Source organism: Sutterella megalosphaeroides, from assembly GCF_003609995.1.
Classification (GTDB): Bacteria; Pseudomonadota; Gammaproteobacteria; order Burkholderiales; family Burkholderiaceae_F; genus Sutterella; species Sutterella megalosphaeroides.
In genome coordinates this window covers 1,423,564-1,443,807 of record NZ_AP018786.1, presented here as the reverse complement: position 1 = coordinate 1,443,807, position 20,244 = coordinate 1,423,564, and the positions used below count along the sequence as shown (strand labels likewise).

Here is a 20,244-nt window from a genome sequence, read left to right as displayed (position 1 = left end):
TTTTCGGTGTGGCCAGTCGGGCGCGCGAAGTTCGGGGACCCTCACCGAAGACCCCCGATTTTCAACGCGATCTTGACGGAGTATAGAGCCCGATTCTTGAGGCTTTCTGAAGGCAACCGGCTCGCTTCACGAAGCGGGCTTGGGGCAGCCCGACTTTCGCAGCACGTAGTGTTCGGAAAGCGGCCCGTCGATGAACTCCCCTTCGAGGTCGAGAAAGCGCAAAGCGCCCGCTTCGATGCGCAGCAGTCGGGCGGGATTCTTTTCCGTGATTGGATCGAGCGCCACGCGGTCCGCGTGCGTCGACCAGTCGCCGCCCGAGGAGGCCGTGAAGTTGCGCCCGATGTAGTGCTCCGTCATCGTGTAGGTGCCCACGGCCCGCAGGTAAAGCGTCACGCGAATGCCGGGACCGTCCGCCGCGGGAATGACACCTTCGTAGACACCCGGAAGACGCAGACAGTCTTTGGGATAGGCCGCTTCCTTAACGGCGCCCGCAGAACCCGTTTCCGCTCCCGTTCGGGAACTCATTTCGCCCTTTTGGGCACAGCCCGCAAGGAGCGCGATCGCTCCCGCAACAAGGACCGCGCGGCTCGCGCGAGTGAGAAGGGTTCGGGTGGTGGGGCGCATGACGGGGTCCTCGACGAATGGAAAACGGAAAGCGAACGGAAAAGGAAGCGGCCTCGTGATGCTCGTGTTGCTCGTATTGCTCTTGGTGCGATCGATGCCATTCGATGCCCTCCGAGCGGCCGCCCTCTCCGAAGCATGATAGCGGGCGGGGGCGCCTCGCTCCGCTCGGGGTTGTTTCCGAATATTGTCGACGCCCGAGGCCCCGGGGAACCGGACGCGGGAAGCGAACGCGAACAACGGACAGCCGGAGGGGGCCCGAACGATGTTCGGACGCCCGAACGGTGCGTCCGACAAGGCGTTTTCGGCAATCCAAGGGAAAACACGGATAGGGAAAGGCCCCTGTTTATTCGGGATAGGTCTCCGAATAAAAGACTTTTATTAGTTTACAGGTGTAGGCCCCCTACCCGAATGCGGTCGCATCCTGTAGTATGGGGTTGAGGTCAAATGGGGACCGAACTGCCTTGCGCGACAGCTCGATTCCCGTACAAAAGGCAGCGAGCAATCGTTGCCTTTTGTGCTTTCAGAGGGGCGCGTCTCGCACGCTCCTACCCTCTTCCTTGTTCCACAGACGCATTCCCCAAGCGCCCGTTAGAATTCGGCGACGGGGCTCCGGATCAAAAACGGAGTTCCTCTCCCTTCAACACGCAGTCAAACGGAGGAGCGTCGCTTCCGACCCGAGGTCGGAGGGGCGCGGAACATACACCATGAAACCGAACGTCGCACTTTTCGCCACCGGCGGAACCATCGTGAGCTCGGGCGAAAGCGCCACGCAGATGACGGGCTACAGCATCAAGGATTTTCGCGTCGACGATCTTTTGAAGGCCGTGCCCGCGCTCGACGAGGTCGCGAACCTCGACGTGACTCAGGTGGCGAACATCGATTCGAGCTCCATGACGAGCCGCGTCTGGATGGATCTCGCCCGCGCGATCGAAGCAGCGCTTTCCCGCGACGACACGGCGGGTGCCGTCGTCACGCACGGGACCGACACGCTCGAAGAGACGGCGTACTTCCTCAATTTGGTGCTCAAAACCGAGAAGCCCGTCGTGTTGGTCGGGGCCATGCGTCCCGCGACGGCCCTTTCGGCGGACGGCCCTCTGAATCTTCTCAACGCCGTGCGCGTTGCCTGCGACCCCAGCGCCCGAGGCCGCGGCGTTCTCGTCGTTCTGAACGACACCGTCCTCGCCGCTCGCGAAGCGACGAAATCGCACCCGACGAACGTCGCCACCTTCCGCGGGCCCGATGCGGGGATGCTCGGCATGGTGGCGGGCGCCCGTATCGAGTGGCTCTCCCGAAGCGCCAAGCGCCATACGGTCGATACGGCCTTCGGAATGTCGATCCTCGACGGCGTCGATCGACTTCCCCGCGTCGACATCGTTTATTCGCACGTCGACGACGACGGCCTCTTCGTGAAGGCGGCCGTTGCCGCGGGCGCACGCGGGATCGTGCACGCGGGCACCGGCAACGGGTCGATCCATTCGGATACCGAACCCGCCCTCTTCGAGGCCGCCCTCAAGGGCGTGCTCGTCGTACGCGCGAGCCGCACCGGGTCGGGCGCGACGGTCGAAGGGCTCGACGCCTGGCAGCGTGCGGGCTTCATCCCGTCGGGGACCCTCAATCCGCAGAAGGCCCGTGTTCTTCTTCAGCTCGCCCTCCTCGCCTGGGGCAACCTCCCCGCCGAAGAACGGCAAAAGAAGACCGAGGAAGCCTTCCGAATCTACTGATGCCCTCATAAACCCTTCCTTTTCAGGAAGGGTTTTTATTGACATTCCAGCCGAGCGCTCCCTTCAATCCGTAAAAATTTCGTTCCATGATCCGTACCAACGATAGCCTCCCTTGCTTTGACGTCGGCATCCCGACCCGCATCGTGTTCGGCGCGGGAGCGCTCGAAAAACTCGCGCGCCTCCCCTTCCCCGGGAAACGTTGCCTCATCGTTGCGACCCGCGGGCAGTCGATCCGACGCACGGGAACGCTCGCTCGCGTTGAAGCGCTGCTCGTCGGGCGCGGCATCGAAACGATTCTCTTCGATCGGTGTCGCTCGAATCCCGTTTTGGAAGACGTCGAAGAAGGCGTCGAACTTTGTCGAAGTGCGTCGGTCGATGTGGTCCTCGGTCTCGGCGGAGGATCCGCGCTCGACTGTGCGAAAGCGATCTCGCTTGCGGCGCCCAACACGGGCTCGCTCTGGGATTACGTGCGGGGCGGAAGCGGAAAAGGACTCAAACCCGCACACAAGCCTCTTCCCGTCGTAGCGATTCCGACGACTGCGGGGACGGGTTCGGAAGCCAATCCCTGGGCGGTCGTCACCAACCTTGCCACTCGGGAAAAAATCGGATTCGGCACGCGCGACACCTATCCCGTCCTTTCGATCGTCGACCCGGAACTGCTTCGCACGGTTCCCGCCGACTTTACGGCCTGGCAGGGTTTCGACGCGCTCTCGCACGCGATCGAAGGCTTTCTTTGCACTTCACACAACGTCCTCTCGGACCTCTGGGCGCTCGAAGCCGTTCGTCGCCTCGCGAAAAGCCTCCCGATCGCGGTCACGGACGGCGGCAACCTTGCGGCACGCACGGATACGGCGCTCGCAAGCACGCTCGCGGGTCTCGTCGAAGCAACGTCGAACTGCCTTTCCGCCCATTCGATCGAGCATGCGCTCTCGGCCATGCGTCCCGAGCTCGTTCACGGACGCGGCCTCCTTCTGATTGCGCACTCGTACCACGCGCACCTCATCCGCAAAGGCGCCGCGCCCGAGCGTTACGTTGCACTCGCCCGTGCCCTCGGTCGCAGCGAGGCCGAGGAGCCCGCCGACTTTCTCTCGGCGCTTGGCGCTCTTCAAACCGCCTGCGGCCTTCGGAACGATCGTTTGTCCGACGCGGGTTTCGCGCGCGAGGATCTTCCCGAGGTCGCAAGAATCGCCCGAAGCTCGATGGGGCATCTTTTTCGCGGCGACCCCGTCGAAGTGACGGACGAAGACGTGCTCGCTATTCTCGAGCATGCACTTTGACTGCTCCCCGTCCAATAGGTCAGCCCAACAACTACGAAGGCGCGCACGCTTGTCGGCTTGACCGCATTGCTCTTCCCGTCGTAAAGGATTGAGGGTTCCAGACAGAGTTTGCAGAGCGAACGATCCGCGATCGGGCAAGTTCGGGATTTTGCCAAGTGATGCATTCGAACTAAGGAAAACCCTCAAATCAAGGTTCCCCGCGAGATAGCAGAATACGTCTCGTGATCGCATTTTGCGATCCGTCTTGCAAGATTATCTATCTATATGAAAAATCTGAAATTTACCCCCCCTTCCGGACTTCCCGTACGTCGCATGAACTGACGCACGCCAAGAAGACGCTCGTCGCTCTTGCCACGCTTTCCGCGCTCGGCATGGCCTCCGGCTCGGCCTCAGCCTGGAGTAACATCACGCAGATCCCCGTTGACAAAAACTGGGAGCTGACCGTCAAGGGTCCGGATTATCCCGGCTCCACCCAGGCGGATTTTGTCCTCTCGAGTGCCCCTCTTCCCGAAGACAATACCGACGCCGTCATCGACCTCACGTTCACCGACGATCTTTACGCCAAGGTGAACGTCATGGACGAAACGATGGGCAAGTGGGGCAGTCTCAACGAAGATCAACGAGAAGATTATTGGTCGACGGTTTCCGGACTTCATTTCTACGGGACCGATTCCGCGACCTACACCTCGCTCGACATCGATTTGACGGCTAACACCACGGACGCCTCAAAGGGAACTTACGAACTGGCCGGCATCTACCTGACCGGCGCGAACGACCTGACGGTCGGCCCGACGAACGGCAAGTATGAAGGCACAACAAACATCTCCGTGACCGGCAATTACGACGTACCGACCTCCGAAGACAAACCTTCTTCGTTGGTCTCCGGTCTTATATCCGAAGCCTACGGTGAGTCGGGGACGAGCCGTGTTTCGTTCAACACGCAAATGACAAACATCACGGTGAGCGCCACGGGCAAGCATCTCCTCCCGGCCGGCGTGACCATGATGAACGGTTCGCACCTTCCTGTCATCGAGTTCCACGGCGACGAAACGACGATCTCCGCGAAGAGCACTGCGGGCAATGCGATCGGCATTTGGCTCATGCAAGACGACTTGATGGACGACCCCAATCCCGAATACCGGGGTGTTCTCAACCTGCAGAGCGCCAAAACGACCATTTCGGCTACAGGTGCTGAAGGAGCCGATACTCTCGGCATTTGGGCGACGGGCGACAACACGGTCAATGTCGGGGGCGACCTTACGGTGACGGTGGCGGGCGACAACTATGCCCTCTGGTTTGGGAGCGACGCCGAAGCTCGCAGCGAATCCTCGGGACTGGCGGACGCCTTCCAAGCCATCGCGAATACCGAAAGCCGGGTTCAGCGCGGCAACACGACTTTCCGTGTTTTTGAAGACGCCTCCGCCACAGTCAGCGGCAAGGCGCACTTCGATAAGAGCGCCGCGATTCTCCTCGGCGGCGACATGACGGTGAACGGCACCTTCACGCTCCTCGGGAACCTCGACGGCGTCGAAGGGACCGATTCGAAGACCGTCCTCGGGAACCTCACGCTCACCCAGGGCGGCACGATCGGCGCCGCAAGCGGTACGAGTACCTCCGACCTGACGGCGAACCTCGCGAAGCTCACGGTTGCGGGCAACCTCACGACGCAAAACGCCACGATCAACGCCGATGAATTCACGCTCGAAAACGGCACGCTCGACAACCTGAGCGCCGAGATCAACGGCACCACGGCCACGCTCGGCAACGGTGCGAAGCTCGTCAACAATGGCGGCTTCCACTACGACACGATCGTTCTCGGCAAGGGTTCGACCTACCTCGAAGAAGCGGACGAATTCGTCGATGCCAACGGCAGCCTCGGGATCGACCTTGCATCCGACGAAGGCACGCTCGAATTCGCGGGCGGCAAGCTCGGCGCGATCGGTGCCGAATCGAAGGCGCTCACGCAGATCCGCTTCGTCGACGCAACCGAAACTCAGAGTAGCAATTCCGATCTCACCCTGGTTCGCTTCAGCGCGAACTCCACCTACGCGCTTGACAACATCACGTTCGCGCAACAGAAGACGGACAATCTTTCGACCCTCGAAGTTACGGGCGGCGCGAAGCTCGACGTCAAGTCCTTCGAAGCCGGTAACGGCCGGGCGTTCGTGAAGGAAGGCGGCGCCCTTTCGATCGATACGCTCACCTCGACGGGCAACTTTGCGATGACGGTGCGCGACACGGGTCTCCTCTCGATCGACACGTTCGTCGGTGCCGAGGGCGGCCGCTTCACGCTCGCCGAAGGTACGGCCAACATCGCGTCGATCGACCTCACGAAGAGCGTCCTCGAAGTGGGCGCAAACGGCACGCTCAATACGACGACGAGCCAAATCTTCACGATCGCCCTCAACGCGGACGGCACGAACGTTGCCGAAGCGAACGAGCTCAAGTACTCCGCCGACAGCCTCGTCTTTACCGGGCACGGCGTGCTTGTGCTCACCGACGCGAAGTTCAACCTGGACTATGCCGACACGGCGATGGCCCTTTTCAAGGATACCTACACGGGTGCGGGGATTGCCTTCGACGGCATACTCGTCGACGCCTCGGGCGACGTTGAAGAGTCGGTCGACATCGGCGACGTCAACGACGGTCAGATCTTCGAGAAGACCGACGTGACGGCCAAGGCCGACGAAACCGGCAAGGTTGAAGTCGACAAGTCCTTCGGCGGCCGCACGCTGCAGTTGGGCAAGGGCGTCTCGTCCGTCGACGTGACGAACGGCAACACCCTCACGCTCGTGGGCTCTACGGAAGGCGGCGAACTCGTTGCTTATGAAGGCGACAAGGCGCCCGCTCTCAACGTCGCGGGCGGGCTCGCCCTCGGGAGTGAGACCGCCGACGTGAAGGGCTCGATTACCGCTGCGATCGACCTCTCGGGTGCCGAAGGCCTCACCGTCAAGAACGGCTCCTTTACGCTTGCGGACGTCACCGTTTCGGGCGAAACGAAGCTTGATGCCGGCAAGGCCGGGAAGCTCGATGTTACGAAGCTCACGCTTGCGAACGACGTTGCGGTTTCGGGTGCCGTTTCGGTCGAGACGCTCGCCGCCGATAAGGCGGCCGCGCTCGACGTTACCGGCGGCAACCTCGCGGTTGCGAATGGCTCTTTGAAGAACGTCGCCGTTACGGTGGGCACGTCGGCGGCTGCCGCTTACGCCGCGGCGAACGAAACCCCGGCCGCCTCCTCGACCGACGCGACGACCTTCGCCTTCGGCGGAACGACGCTTGAAGGTTCCGTCACCGCGGACGCGAACGGCGTTGTTGCGCTCGGTACGACCGACCTCACGGCCTTCCACGCGGTCTTCTCCGAAGGGTTCGGCACGTGGAGTGCCGATACGGCCGCCGCTTTCGTGGCGGGTCCCGTGACGGTTGAAAAGACGGGTTCGCTCCTTGTGGGTGCCGCCGACGGCACGAATGCTCAAGTCGCCTTCGGTGCGAAGTCGGTGCTCGTTGCAGACATCTCCGGCATGGCTGCGAACGACACCCTCATCACGGCCGATTCGTTCGCGGTCGATTCGGGCTCCGTTGCCTACCTCGTCGGGTCCGTGAAGGACGGCTCCGCCACCTTCAACCTCACCTCCGACAAGGCGGCCGATTACTGGAACACAGCCGAGACGCTGAAGAGCGGCTCGGCCATGCTCTCGATCGACTTCGACAAGGAAACGGGTGCGTGGACCGTCTCGAACGCGAACGCCTCCGAAGCCTACGGGAACCTCATGCAGGGTCATGCGTTGGCCGACGCGGGCTACCGCGGCGAAGCCGCCGAACGCGACTACGCGCAGGCGCTTTTGACCGACACGACGGGCCTTTCGAACGCCGCCGTTGCCGCACGCTTTGACGCTGCGATGAACCCGGGCGGGTCGCTTGCGGTCTTCACGACCGCCTACGACCGCGCGTCCGATCTGCGTCGCGTCGTTCGCGACGAAGCAGCCGTCGCCTCGACCGAGTCCCGTCTCTGGGCTCGCGTTACGGGCGGCATGACGAAGTTGGACGGCATCTCGACGGGCGCTCAGGCGCTCGACGTTGAAACCGATGCGTACGGCCTTGCCGTCGGTGCCGAAAGCATGTTGGGCGATTGGAAGTTGGGCGGCGCCTTCACGGCGGGTACCGGCGACACCGACAACGACGACGTTGCGGCGAAGGACGAGTTCGACTTCTACGGGCTTTCCCTCTACGGCAAGAAGGCGATCGGCGCCTACGACGTCCTCTTCGATGCGACGGCCGCGTGGGTGAAGTCGGATCTGAAGGTGAACGGCGTGGCCGACCTCACGACCGACACGACGACCTCCGTCTACGGGCTCGGAGCCGAAGTGCGTCGTACGGCCGACTTGGGTGCCGTGAAGCTCACGCCCTTTGTCGGCGCGAACCTCTACTACGTGACCTCCGACGGCTACACGACCAACCACGGCGTGCGCGTCGACGACGCGGACGCCACGGCGGTCGAGTTCCCGATCGGGGCCGAGCTCTCGGCCGCGTTCGACACGGCGGGGGGCATCCGTCTCGCTCCGGCCTTCTCGCTTGCGGTCGTTCCGACTGCGGGCGACACCGAAGTCGACCAAACCGTTGCGTTTGCGGGTGCGACGAGCAACTACCGCTTCACCTTCGCCGACGACGTGAAGGTTCGCTCCAACCTCGCCCTGACGGCCGAGACGGACGCCTTCTCCTTCGGTCTCAAGGCGGGCTACGAATGGGGTGACGAAGAACGCGGTGCGACCACGTTCTCGCTCAACGCCGCTTACCGCTTCTAACCGCAACGCTTGAGCGCTCCGATCCTGCTCGGGGCGCTCAAGTTCGCGATCGACAAAAAAGCCGCGATCGTCCGAAAGGACGGCCGCGGCTTTTTTCTTCGTTCGGGCCGGGTTCCGGCGCTTTCGATCACCGCATGTTCACGTACTTGTGCACCTGGAAGGAAACGCGCCAGCCTTTCGTCATGGCGGCTTCGACGCAAAGACGCGTTGCCTCGTCGTCGCGGCTTACGGGCTGCACGTAGACGAGGACGCCCGGTTTCGTTTCGGGCAGCGTCCGATGTTCGAGGTCCTCGAGGTCCTTCGGGCCCGAGACGGGCATTTTGATTTCGTCCGCACGGCGAAGGGCCGAAGCAAGCACCTCGCGCCCGCCCGGCATGTCGTACTTGGGGCTCACGGTCACCCAGACACCCTCGGCAACGCGCACGGGTTCCGTACCGCTCGTCTCGATCGCCACGGTCTTCCCGCGCGCGAGAAGCGCCGCGGTCACGTCCGTGAGGTCGAAAAGCATGGGCTCCCCGCCCGTGAAGATCACATGCGGGATCGACGCGTAGTGAGCGTCGATGTAGGCTAGAAGCTCTTCGCCCGTGCAGGTGGCGTGGCGCGGCGCGTCGGCTTTCGAGGCGGCGAAGTCGAGTCCGCAGTCGTTGGGCTCGCCCAACTTCCAGGTGTTTTTCGTATCGCACCAGGGGCAGCGGCAGAGGCACCCCTGAAGGCGCACGAAGACGGAAGGCGTCCCCGTCCAGGCGCCCTCCCCCTGAAGCGACGCGAAGATCTCGTTAACGAAGAGGAGCGAAGCCATTGAAGAGCCTCCATTCGGCGGAACACTTGCGGGTTTCTTCGACGGTGCAGCGAATGACGCGAACACCCGTGCCGTCGAGGCACTTCGGGGCGACCACCGTCGCCAAGTGATGCGCGATGTTTTCCGCCGTCGGATTGAAGTCGAGTTCGACAACGGTCGGGTCGAGCGCCTTCAGGTGCGGCGCGAGCGGATCTTCCTTCCAGACGAGGAAGTGGTGGTCCCACTCGTTTTCAAGCCACATGCAGAGCTTTTCCTTGATGACGGAAAAGTCGAGCACGCGCCCGAGCTCGTCGAGCGATTCCGTTTCGCCCGCGCACTCGAAGGTGACGCGGTAGTTGTGCCCGTGCAGGTGGGCGCACTTCGATTCATGGCCGCAGACGCGGTGTCCGCAGGAGATGTCGTGGTAACGGGTGGCCGTAATCATTGTTCTCTAGGTCGCAGGAAAGCGGTCGGATGGAATTATCGGGAGAGGCGTGCGAAGAATTCGCGGCGGAATTCGGGGTCGTCGCGCAGGACGCCGCGCAGGACCGTAGTCGTCATGGAGGATTCGGTCTCCTTGACGCCGCGCCAGGTCATGCAGGAGTGAACGGCGTCGATGTGAACGGCAAGACCCGCCGGGTGCGTGAGTTCTTCGATGCGGTCCGCAAGTTGCACCGCCGCCTCTTCCTGGATCTGCGGGCGCGAGAGCACCCAGTCGGCAATGCGGCTGTACTTCGAGATGCCGATCACGCGCTCGCCCGGCACGACCCCGATCCAGCAGCGCCCGAGAATCGGGGCGAAGTGGTGCGAACAGGTGGACCTCACCTGCAAGGGGCCGATCACGATGAGGCCGTCGTAGCCGCGCTCGTTCGGAAAGTCCGTTGCCTTCGGACACGGAACGTAGCGCCCCGCGAAAACCTCGCGCAAAAAGAGCTTCGCCATGCGGCGCGCGGTTTCTTCGGTGTTGGGGTCGTTCTCGACGTCGATCACGAGCGCGCGCAACACCTCGTCGATGCGTTCGCGTACCTCGACTTCGAGGTCCTCCAAGTCGCCCGCTTCGAGGTAGTCGGCAATGTTGTCGTTCGCATGAAACGAAGCGCCCGCCGCACGAAGTCGGTCGACGATCTCCTGACTTTTCTTCACCGTAGCCGTCATGTGTTTGGGACCAGTCGCTCGAAAGAGCGTGTACGTATTGAGAACCGGAGGTGTTTGAAGGTCGACTGTTTCCCGGACTTTCCGCACGTATCGAAACGTTCGGAAAGCACAAAGCTCCGGCTCGTGCAACGCACGGCGGGGATCCGGGAAAAAGTTCGACGATGTAAGCGCGGGCGGCAATGCCTCCCGAACGCTTGAAGGCCCGCCCGTCCCGAAGGTCCGGTTCTAAGGTCGCTTCGGGCGGGTCAAGCAATCCCCAGGCATGGACGACGACGGGCGCGAACGGGTTCGTGCGCGACCGCCTCGGTTCGGTCGGGGGATGCGTATCATAGCGCGTTCCGAACCTGCCGCGTAGGGAAAACGACGAAAAAAGCGTCCGAAAGACGAAAAAGGTCGCGCTCGCGGCTTTCGAAAACCGAAATTCGCCGCACGTTTCGGAAAAAGCGGAAAAAACAAAAGGCCGCCCGCAGGCGACCTTTCGAGTCGAAGTCGGAGTCGAATTCATCGGTCGCCCCCCGGCCGCAGCCGGAAAGCACCGAATCGAACCCTCCGATCAGCTCTTGATGAGGGTGCAGCAGCCTTCGGGCTTCTTCTCGAGGGGCTTACCTTCGTCACCGAGCAGTTCGAGTCGGTCGGGGGTCTTCGTCGAGAACCAGCGGTAGGCCTTCCCTTCGTTCGTCTTCAGAACGACCGTGTCGCCCTGAACTTCATAGCGACCGAGCTCCATGCGGGTCGTGTCCTTTTTGACGCGCAGCACGAAGCACTTATAGTGGTCGAGCGTCATCTCCGCTTCGGACGCTTCGCCCTTTTCGGAAATCAACGTCCCCACGTACTGGCCGACGACGGGCGAATCGACCGCCTTCGCGCGGTAGGCGTCCCATTCCTTTTCGGACTCGGCCTTGGCGGCTTCGAGCCCCTTCAGGGCGCTGGAGCTTTCCTCTTCCTGTTGGAGGTCCGCCGCGCTGGCGGCGGGCTTGGTCGTGACGGGAGCGGTTGTTTCGGCGGCCTGCAGGGAGCCGACGCCGAGAAGAAGAGCCAGAGAGAACGTGCCCAGGATCGGGCGCATCGTCGTAGCAAGAGTCGAAGACATGGGACTAATCCTTCGTTCGAGATGTTCGTTCGAAATGTGCATTCGAAATAAAAACGGCCCCGCTTTCGCGGGGCCTTGGAATTGGGCGTTCAGGCGGTTCTCAGCACCCGAGACCCGAATATTTTGAGAGAAACCAGGGATTTCCGAGAGCGACCAAGCAAGCTCGGGAAACCGTGCGTGTTCTTTGCCAAGAGCGACCAAGCAGCTCGACATCGAACGCGTTTTCCCTTTCCATGCTTCGCAGTGTATCGCTCGAATCCTAACCGAACCTTAAGAGCCCGAATCCCGACCTCAGCGAATGCAACGAAATGAAACGGGCCGATCGGAACACATCCGGTCGGCCCGTCGAGGATCCTTCGCCGCCTGCCGAAATTCCGAAGAACTTCAACGGGTTGCGAATCCGTCCGTCGGGGTTACGCCTCCGCCTTTTCGGCTTCAAGACGCTTGGCGCGTTCGCACGCGGCGATCGTAAAGAGCGCGTCCGAGGAGCTGTTCAAGCCCGTTTCGCACGAATCCTGAAGGACGCTGATGATGAAGCCCACGGCCACCACCTGCATGGCGGTGTCCTGATCGATCCCGAAGAGACCGCACGCCAAGGGGATGAGCATGAGGGAGCCGCCCGGCACACCCGAGGTGCCCGCCGCGCACATCGAGGCGACGATCGAAAGGAAGATGGCCGTGCCGAAACCCACCTCAATGCCGAGCGAATACGCGGCCGAGAGCGTGATCACCGTGATCGTCACGGCGGCGCCCGCCATGTTGATCGTGGCACCGACCGGAATCGACACCGAATAGGTCGCTTCCGGCAGATTCATGCGGCGGCAGATTTCCATGTTGATGGGAATGTTCGCGGCCGACGAACGCGTGAAGAAGGCGTTCACGCCCGATTCGCGCAGGCACATGAGCGTGACGGGATAGGGGTTCTTCTTCGTGCAAAGCCAAACGAGGAAGGGATTCAAAACGAGCGCCACAAAGGCCATGGTGCCGAGAAGCACCGTGAGAAGCTGCGCGTATTCGGCCAGAACGCCGAAACCTTCTTGAGCGAAGGTGCTCGAAACGAGCCCGAAAATGCCGACGGGCGCGAAACGAATGACGAGGCGCACGAGCATTTCCACGGCGCTCGCCGCGTCGGCGAGCATTTCGCGCGTGCCTTCGCGCGCACGGCGCAGAATGATCCCCATGGCGATCGCCCAAGCGAGGATCCCGATGTAGTTGGCGTTGTACATCGCACGGAAGGGATTGTCGACGACGTTGAGGATCAAGCCCGTGAGCACCTCCGAGATGCCGCCCGGAGCCGAGAGCCCTTCCTGCGCGGTCGCGAGCGTGATTTCCGTCGGCCAGAGAAAGCTCGCCGCCACGGCCACGAGCGCCGAGGAGAAGGTCGAGATGAGGTAGAGCGCGAGAATCGGCTTCACGTGAACGGAGCCGCTCCCTTCGTCAACACGGTTGTTCGCGATCGACGACATGACGAGCACGAAAACGAGGACGGGAGCGACGCCTTTGAGGGCGGTCGTGAAGATCGTCCCGAGGAGCGCGACGTTGCGGGCCCCTGCGGGGAAAGCCCACGCAAAGAGCATCCCGAGAACAAGAGCGACGAGAATTTGCTTCACGAGCGACGCCTGAAGGAAAGGTGTCGCCGTACGAAACAGCGGACGGAGTGTGTCTTTCATTTTGAGATTTCTTGGGGACCGAAGTTGGAGGCACCGGTGGCGCGTCGGGACCCGTTGCGTCGGGACCGAAAACGTGCCGCCCGTGTTCGGGGAAGCCGGCCCGCCCGAAGGGTCGCGCGGGCCGACCCCCGAAAGTTTGGCGAATCCCGAGTGTTTACGCAAAGTTTTTCGTACGGAAAAAGGCTTATTCGGCGTGATTCCCGACGGGCACACCCGAATTCGATACGGATTCTCAGGGTTTTCACGAATCTTTTTCGCGTCCGAGACCGTTCTGCCAAGCAGGTCCCCGTACGGACGCCGTCGGAGCGGAGCAGCACGGTCGGGCCGGTCGCGCGGGCGGGGTTCGTCCGCTCGGACGACGCGTGTTCGGTGCTTCCGAACTGCGGGTAGAATGGCTCACTTCCTTTGACTCGGACTTTCTCAACATGTGCCCTGCCGACGCGTCTCATCGAACCGCTCCGTCTCCCGAAACCGCCGAAGGCCGCGCGGCCGAACGTCTTCGGTTCGACCGCGAGCATCTCTGGCACCCGTACGCGTCGACGCTTGACCCCGTACCCGTTTTCGAAGCTTCCGAAACCCGCGGCGCCGAAATCGTTTTGACGGACGGTCGGAGGCTCTTGGACGGCATCTCCTCCTGGTGGTGCGCGGCGTACGGTCACCGGCATCCGCGGCTCGTGGCGGCGCTCGAACGTCAGGCCCGCACGATGCCTCACGTGATGTTCGGCGGCCTCACGCACGAACCCGCCGTGCGGCTCGGGGAAGCGCTTCTTGAAATGCTCCCCGCGGGCTTTCACTCGATTTTCTATGCGGACTCGGGGTCGGTCGCGGTGGAGGTCGCCATGAAGATGGCCGTCCAATACCAAGCGGCGCTCGGAAAACGCACGAAATCGAACTTCGTCACGATCCGCTCGGGCTACCACGGAGACACCTGGAACGCCATGTCGGTGTGCGACCCCGAGGAAGGGATGCACGGGCTTTTCGGCTCGTCGCTTCCGGTGCGGTTTTTCATCCCGCACCCGAAGAGCCGCTTCCCCGGAAGCTCCCTTACGGAGGAACCGGAGACGGAAACGGGAACGGAATTCGATGCGTCGGACCTCGAACCCTTGGCCGCGTTGCTTGCCGAGCGTTCGGACGACATCGCCGCTCTCATTCTCGAACCCGTCCTCCAGGGGGCGGGCGGCATGCGGTTTTACCATCCGGACTTTTTGAAGGGCGCGATCGAACTTTGTCACCGCCACGGCGTTCTCGTCATCTTCGACGAAATCGCCACGGGCTTCGGCCGCACGGGCGAATGGTTCGCGATGAATCACGCGGGGGTGCGCCCCGACATCGTCACGCTCGGCAAAGCCCTCACGGGCGGCCTCATGACGCTTTCCGCCGTCGTCACCTCGAAGAACGTTTCCGACGTGATTTCGTCGGGGACGCCCGGTGCCTTCATGCACGGCCCCACGTTCATGGCGAATCCCCTTGCCTGCGCCGTCGCGGCGGAAGCCCTGGCGCTCGCACGGGACCTCGACGCCCCGACGCTTGCGCGTCGCATCGAAGGGAAACTTCGCACGGGGCTCGCACCGCTCGCGAAAACCGACGGAGTTCTCGACGTGCGAGTTCTCGGGGCGGTCGGCGTCGTCGAAACCGCAAAGCCCGTCGACGTACGGCGCGCAACGCCCCGATTCGTGGAAGCGGGCGTTTGGCTGCGACCTTTCGGGCGGTGGATCTACGCGATGCCGCCGCTCGTCTCGACGACCGAGGACGTGAAACGCTTGACGGACGCGATGGTCACGGTGATTCCGAAGCTGCTGCGTGAGGGCGACGCCGCCGAACGCGACGAGCGTCACTTCGTGTGAGGAGCACTCGTTCGCCCTCTCCGGCCACATTCGACCGCATTCGCCCGAATTCCCGACGTTTTCCTTTTAAGGAGCCGCTCTCATGTCCGCCCTCTCCGATTCCGCCGACAATCCCGCGACGTCTTTCCCCTGCGAAGCCGCTCCGGAGCGTGCCGCGCACGGTTCCCGCTTTCGCCTGCTCGCGGGCGCTTTTTCCCAATCGATCGCGCACGGGCTCTCAGATATCGACGCGCGGGGACTGCGGCGCTCGACCCGGGCGACGGATTCTCGGTCGGAAAACGATTCGAAGAACGCCCCGCTCGTCAATCTGATCGGCAACGACGCGCTCGGGATCGGTGCGGACTTGGAGAGCGCCCGAGCCTTTCTCGAAACGGTGCCCGACACCCTCTTCCGGTTTTCGGCAAGCGCTTCTCGCGTTTTGTCGGGGAGTTCCGCCGCGCACGATGCGCTTGAGGCGGAACTCGCGCGTCGCTACGGGCGGCCCGACGGGGTGCTTCTCTTTCAGTCGGGCTGGCACGCGAATTCGGGGCTCCTTGCGGCGCTTACCCGAGCGGCCCCGCACAAGACGGCGATTCTTCTCGATCGCGAAATTCACGCGAGCTTCATCGACGGCATGACCCTTGCCCGCGCGCAGGGCGCAACCGTGCAGCGCTTCGCTCACAACGACGTGAAGCACCTCGAACACTTCGTCGAAAAGTTTTCCGAAACGCACGATGCGGTTGTGATCGTGACGGAGTCGCTTTTCTCCATGGGCGGCGACACGGCCCCGTTGCGGGAACTCGCGCAGCTTCGCGAACGGCACCCGAAGACGATCCTCGTTCTCGACGAAGCCCACGCCTTTGCGGCCTACGGACCGACGGGGCTCGGGCTTGCCGAAGCCGAAGGGGTGCTCGATGCGATCGACGTCGTGATCGGCACCTTCGGTAAGGCGACGGGTACGGCGGGCGCCTTCGTGGCTACGACGGCGGAACTCCGCGCGTGGCTTGCGAGCACCCACCGACCGTCCGTCTATTCGACCGCGCTCCCGCCTCTGCTCGTTGCACGAACGCTCGACGTCATTCGCAACCTCGAAGCCTATGCGCCGAAGCGCGAGCGCTTGCACGCTCTATCCGCTCATATTCGGGAGGTGTTGGGGCTCACGGGGCCCGTCACCCACATCATTCCCGTCCCTCTCGGGACGGTCGAGCGGGCGACGGCCGCCGCTCGGGCTCTGCGCGATGCGGGCTTTGAAGCGGGCCTTGTGCGTCCGCCCACGGTCCGCATCCCCGGGCTGCGCGTGTCGCTCAACGCGTCGCTCACGGACGAAGAGGCAAAGCGCCTCATCGACGCGCTTTCCGAGGTGCTCGGCACGCTCGGCGAGAAGGATGCACGCGAAGCCGACCGAGCTCACTGAAGCGCCCCAATCGACGACTCTACTTGTCGCAGAATAGAACACACACCATGACGATCGAAACCGCTGAAAACGCACATCCCGTCGAAACGTCCGCTCGCCGAAACGTGCCCTCGGGCATCGCAGTCTTTGAAAATGCCGCCTGGAAAGCCCGAAAGACCGGAAAACCCCTCCCGATCGAAATGGGTGAAGCTCCACGCGTGCTACTCTTTGCGACGGGTTGGGCAACCGACGAGCGGCTTTTCGCACCGTGGGTGCGGAGCCTCGAAGCATTGAATTACCCCGCGGCGCTCGTCGTCCTCTCGAACCCGCTCGCAGGAATTTCGGCCGACGCGTTTCTTGAAGCGGAACGGTCCGATGCGCCCGATTCCCTTTTCCGCCCGGACTGGCCCTTGTTCGAGCACCTTCCGCCCGTCCTTGACGCGTTGCGACGCGACGTGCCCGACGCGCGTTGGACGCTTGCGGGATGGTCCTTCGGCGTGCGGTTCGTGCTCGATCTGTGGCGGGCCCGCGAAAAGGTGTTCGGTGACGCCCTTATGGACCCCGACACCTTCGAGCGGCTCGTCTTCGCGGCGGGGTCCTTGACCCCCGTCGGTCGCACGGGGATTCCCGAAGCCGTCGCGAAGCTCACGCTCTCGACCCTGTCCGTCGAGTCCCTCGGCACCTTCTTCGTGCGCGTTACGGAGGATCGCGGCGCGTGGGCCGACGTCGTTGCGAATCCCGACTTCCCGGGCTTTGCCCCGGACGAGCTTCCCGACGTGCCGAAGGCCGCCGAAGAGTTGCGAGCCTTTGCGGGTCTTCGCGACCCTTTGTCCGAACTCGCCCGCGAAGGCGCGACCTTCCCCGGTGAGATCCGCGTCGTCATCCCGAAGCGCGATCGGATCGTGCCCGTAGCCGCCCAGGAACGCTCCGCCGAGGCGTTGCGCCAAGCGTGCCTCGCGGCGGGTCGCGCCGAACCCCGCATCCTTCGCACGGACGAACCCCACGGGACCTTCGAGGGCCTCACGGCAGCCGTCTTCGACGCGGCCTTCGGTGCCGTCGAATGCCGGGCTCCTTGAGTCCCGAAGCCCCGGATGCTTTGAGTTCTCTCTTCCGAAAGCCCCGCCGATGACAACCGTCCGTCTTGCCGAAGAGTCCCGCCACGCCCGCGCGTTCGAGCGCGCGGCGCGCACCTACCACGACGCCTCGCGACTTCAGGCCGAGGCCGCGCGGCGGCTTGCGGACCTGTGGCCGCTCTCGGACGTGTTGAACATCAAAGCCGAACGTTCGTCGCCCCTTCGGATCCTTGAGGCGGGTGCGGGCACGGGCCACCTCACGACGGCCCTCGTTCAAAAGTTCCTCGCCGCAAGATCCGCTCTCGATCTCCCGAGTCCCACCCGACTTCACCTCACGGTGACGGACCTCTCCTCCGCCATGCTCGACGAGGCCCGTCGACGGCTCGCGGCAACGTTCGGAGACGCTTTACCGCCGGACCTCACCTTCGTGCCCGCAGCCGCAGAAGCACTTTCCCGCATCCCCGAAGTTCGAGAGAAGGCTCCCTACGACCTCATCTCGGCCGCCTCCGTTTTGCAGTGGGTGGCTGACCCCGCGGCTCTATTTCGCGACTGGGCGGAGCTTGTGCGTCCGGGCGGATATGTCCTCGTTTCCGTCTTCGGGCCCGACAACCTCACCGAAATCCGCGAACTTTCGGGGGGCGGCCTTCCCGCCCCCGAACCGAACGCTTGGGGCGCGATCCTCGGTCCCGACTACGAGCTCGTGACGCTTGAGTGTGACACGATCGTCGAACATTACCCGACGCCCCGGGCCGTACTCGCACAGCTGCGCGCGACGGGCGTGAACGGACTTCCCGTGCAAGAATGCGGAGAAACCGCTCAAACGACCGATGCGTCGGGCAACACCTCCGCACCCTACCCCGCCCGGACCCTTCGCACCCGTGCGGGCTTGGCCGCTTGGGAAGACGCCTACCGCGAGCGCTTCTCCGACGCGGACGGGCGTGTCACGCTCACCTGGACCCCGGTGCGGTTCCTGGCGCGCAGGACCGGTAACTGACGACGTCGAAGAAGGCGTCGCCACGTTCAGTCACCTCCTTCGAATCTCGTCCTCCCGTTCCGACGCCGCTCGGCGAGCGTGCCGAAGCCCCATTGTCCTCCTCGTCTTCCTCTCAAGCTCGCTTCAAGGTCTTGAGCGCTGTTTCAGCGTCCCTTCGACGCCGCCCGTCGGATGAGTTTCCTCGTACGAATACCATCTTCACGCATCATCCGTTCATCCGTTTCGATCCCCGGAGCCTGCCGCCGGTACCTTTCGCCACTCCGAAAACTTTTCGTTTTTTCAGGGCGTAACGGACGCCTCGGACCTCGTCCGAAGACAATCGGGCGCTTTGGAGCGAAAAATATAGGGGTTTCCCCGCAATTTTTGACGTTTCTCCGCGTCGACCGCGTGGGCAGAATGCGCTTCTGATTTTTTCCACGACCCCCTTGGGGCTCGCACAGAAGACACAGGAACAGGAGTTACCGTGAAGAACACCACCTTCAAGCTCGCCGCGGTCGCCGTTGCGGCCGCTTCCGCTCTCGCCGGTCAGGCCTACGCCGCGGGTTTCATGCTCACCGAACAGTCCGTCGCCGGTCTCGGCCGTTCGTACGCCGGTATCGGCGTTGACGGCACCGACATCTCGGGCGTCTACTACAACCCCGCGACGATGACGCTGCACAAGGGCACGACTCTGCAGGCCGGTTTCGTCGGGATCGGTCTCAATCTCGACTACGCGGGCAACGACGGCACGACCGAAAACGGTCGTGAAAAGAGCCAGGCGATTCCCCACGGCTACCTCCTGCATCAGATCAACGACTCGACCTGGGTCGGTCTCGCGATGACCGTTCCCTTCGGCATGGGTACCGAATTCGGCGACGACTGGTCGCAGGCCGATCACGGCATCTCCGCTCAGATCCTCACGTTCGACTTCAACCCGAACGTCGCCTGGAAGGCGTCCGAAAAGCTGAGCTTCGGCGCGGGCGTCTCCGTTCAGTACGCTTCCGCCGACCTCACGAAGAAGACCTACCTTGCCGATACCGCCAAGGGCCAGCAGATGGGCGGCTCCGCATTGTTCGGTTCCTCGTCCGTTCGCTCCGAAATCGACGCCGACAGCATCGCCTGGGGCTGGAACGTGGGCATGATGTGGTCGCCCCTCGAAAACCTCCGCTTCGGTCTCTCGTACCGTTCGAAGATCAAACACGAAGCGGACGGCGACCTGACGATCGACGAAGCCAACCTGACCGAAGATTCCAATCTCGATAAACTTCCTCCTCAGCTTGGTGGTCCTATTACGACTAGTTCCGAACTTGCCGCCTTGCTCGGTCAGCTTGGCAACTACGGCCAGCTCCCGGGCTCGGCCGTGGTGTCGGCTCCCGCCTGGGCGATGGCGACCGTCGCTTGGGACGTGAACGAGCTTCTCAGCCTCTACGGTACGTTCCGCTGGACCGACTGGTCGTCCTTCGAAAAGCTCGACATCGATTCGAACGGCTCGACGATGACGACGATCCAGAACAACTGGCGCGACACCTACCTCACCTCGATCGGTGCGGACCTGCGCATCACCGACCGTTGGACGCTGCGCGGCGGCGTCGCCTACGAAACGTCCCCGATCGCGACGAAGGAATACCGTACGGCCATCATTCCGGACGCGGACCGCTGGTGGTTCTCCGTGGGTTCGTCCTACAAGATTTCGGAAGACATGATCGCCGACGTGGGCTTCGCGCACCTCCACGGCGTGCACGAACGTTCGCTCTACGGCGCCGACGGCCGCGAAGTCGGCAAGTTCCGCAAGCTCGACGCCTACCTCCTCGGCGTGCAGCTTCAGTACAAGTTCTGATGCCTCGGCGAGGCGTTCGATCAAGGGGTAA

14 protein-coding genes are annotated in these 20,244 nt (G+C 63.1%); 8 read left to right on the top strand and 6 right to left on the bottom strand.

Annotation, left to right across the window (positions count from 1 at the left end):
- Nucleotides 1-126: 126 nt before the first annotated feature.
- Nucleotides 127-624: a copper resistance protein NlpE gene (locus S6FBBBH3_RS06110; protein ID WP_120176906.1), complete on the bottom strand. Its 498-nt coding sequence runs from the start codon at nucleotides 622-624 to the stop codon at nucleotides 127-129.
- Nucleotides 625-1,328: 704 nt separating this feature from the next.
- Here S6FBBBH3_RS06110 and S6FBBBH3_RS06105 point away from each other — a divergent pair.
- From S6FBBBH3_RS06105 to S6FBBBH3_RS06095, 3 genes are all read left to right on the top strand, one after another.
- Entirely contained in the window at nucleotides 1,329-2,345 is a 1,017-nt protein-coding gene (locus tag S6FBBBH3_RS06105) for an asparaginase (RefSeq protein ID WP_120176905.1), read from the top strand.
- Between the two features lie 86 nt (nucleotides 2,346-2,431).
- Complete coding sequence (locus S6FBBBH3_RS06100) at nucleotides 2,432-3,622, top strand: iron-containing alcohol dehydrogenase (RefSeq protein WP_120176904.1); 1,191 nt, start codon at nucleotides 2,432-2,434, stop codon at nucleotides 3,620-3,622.
- Between the two features lie 371 nt (nucleotides 3,623-3,993).
- The gene (locus S6FBBBH3_RS06095) at nucleotides 3,994-8,421 is read left to right on the top strand and encodes an autotransporter outer membrane beta-barrel domain-containing protein (RefSeq protein ID WP_123957648.1); all 4,428 of its coding nucleotides are present in this window, start codon (nucleotides 3,994-3,996) and stop codon (nucleotides 8,419-8,421) included.
- Between the two features lie 127 nt (nucleotides 8,422-8,548).
- On the opposite strand, the gene queE is transcribed toward S6FBBBH3_RS06095, so the two are convergent.
- From queE to sstT, 5 genes are all read right to left on the bottom strand, one after another.
- Entirely contained in the window at nucleotides 8,549-9,220 is a 672-nt protein-coding gene (gene queE / locus S6FBBBH3_RS06090) for a 7-carboxy-7-deazaguanine synthase QueE (RefSeq protein ID WP_120176902.1), read from the bottom strand.
- Nucleotides 9,198-9,644: a 6-pyruvoyl trahydropterin synthase family protein gene (locus S6FBBBH3_RS06085; protein ID WP_120176901.1), complete on the bottom strand. Its 447-nt coding sequence runs from the start codon at nucleotides 9,642-9,644 to the stop codon at nucleotides 9,198-9,200. Before S6FBBBH3_RS06085 ends, queE begins: the two co-directional genes overlap by 23 nt.
- A gap of 35 nt (nucleotides 9,645-9,679) precedes the next feature.
- Entirely contained in the window at nucleotides 9,680-10,354 is a 675-nt protein-coding gene (folE, locus tag S6FBBBH3_RS06080) for a GTP cyclohydrolase I (RefSeq protein WP_232008739.1), read from the bottom strand.
- A gap of 553 nt (nucleotides 10,355-10,907) precedes the next feature.
- Nucleotides 10,908-11,444 (bottom strand): hypothetical protein, encoded by a 537-nt coding sequence (locus tag S6FBBBH3_RS06070; RefSeq protein ID WP_120176899.1) that lies wholly within the window; start codon nucleotides 11,442-11,444, stop codon nucleotides 10,908-10,910.
- A 413-nt stretch (nucleotides 11,445-11,857) separates the two neighbouring features.
- Nucleotides 11,858-13,114 carry a serine/threonine transporter SstT gene (gene sstT / locus S6FBBBH3_RS06065; RefSeq protein ID WP_120176898.1) on the bottom strand — a complete coding sequence of 419 codons (1,257 nt, stop codon included), beginning with the start codon at nucleotides 13,112-13,114 and terminating at the stop codon, nucleotides 11,858-11,860.
- A gap of 362 nt (nucleotides 13,115-13,476) precedes the next feature.
- Between sstT and bioA the strand changes: the two genes are divergently transcribed.
- From bioA to S6FBBBH3_RS06040, 5 genes are all read left to right on the top strand, one after another.
- Complete coding sequence (bioA, locus tag S6FBBBH3_RS06060; RefSeq protein ID WP_120176897.1) at nucleotides 13,477-14,958, top strand: adenosylmethionine--8-amino-7-oxononanoate transaminase; 1,482 nt, start codon at nucleotides 13,477-13,479, stop codon at nucleotides 14,956-14,958.
- Nucleotides 14,959-15,040: 82 nt separating this feature from the next.
- On the top strand, nucleotides 15,041-16,351 hold the full coding sequence (locus S6FBBBH3_RS06055) for an aminotransferase class I/II-fold pyridoxal phosphate-dependent enzyme (RefSeq protein WP_120176896.1): 1,311 nt from the start codon (nucleotides 15,041-15,043) through the stop codon (nucleotides 16,349-16,351).
- Between the two features lie 47 nt (nucleotides 16,352-16,398).
- Nucleotides 16,399-17,406: a hypothetical protein gene (locus S6FBBBH3_RS06050; protein WP_120176895.1), complete on the top strand. Its 1,008-nt coding sequence runs from the start codon at nucleotides 16,399-16,401 to the stop codon at nucleotides 17,404-17,406.
- Nucleotides 17,407-17,455: 49 nt separating this feature from the next.
- Entirely contained in the window at nucleotides 17,456-18,397 is a 942-nt protein-coding gene (locus S6FBBBH3_RS06045) for a methyltransferase (RefSeq protein WP_120176894.1), read from the top strand.
- Nucleotides 18,398-18,860: 463 nt separating this feature from the next.
- Nucleotides 18,861-20,213: an OmpP1/FadL family transporter gene (locus S6FBBBH3_RS06040; protein ID WP_120176893.1), complete on the top strand. Its 1,353-nt coding sequence runs from the start codon at nucleotides 18,861-18,863 to the stop codon at nucleotides 20,211-20,213.
- Nucleotides 20,214-20,244: the final 31 nt, after the last annotated feature.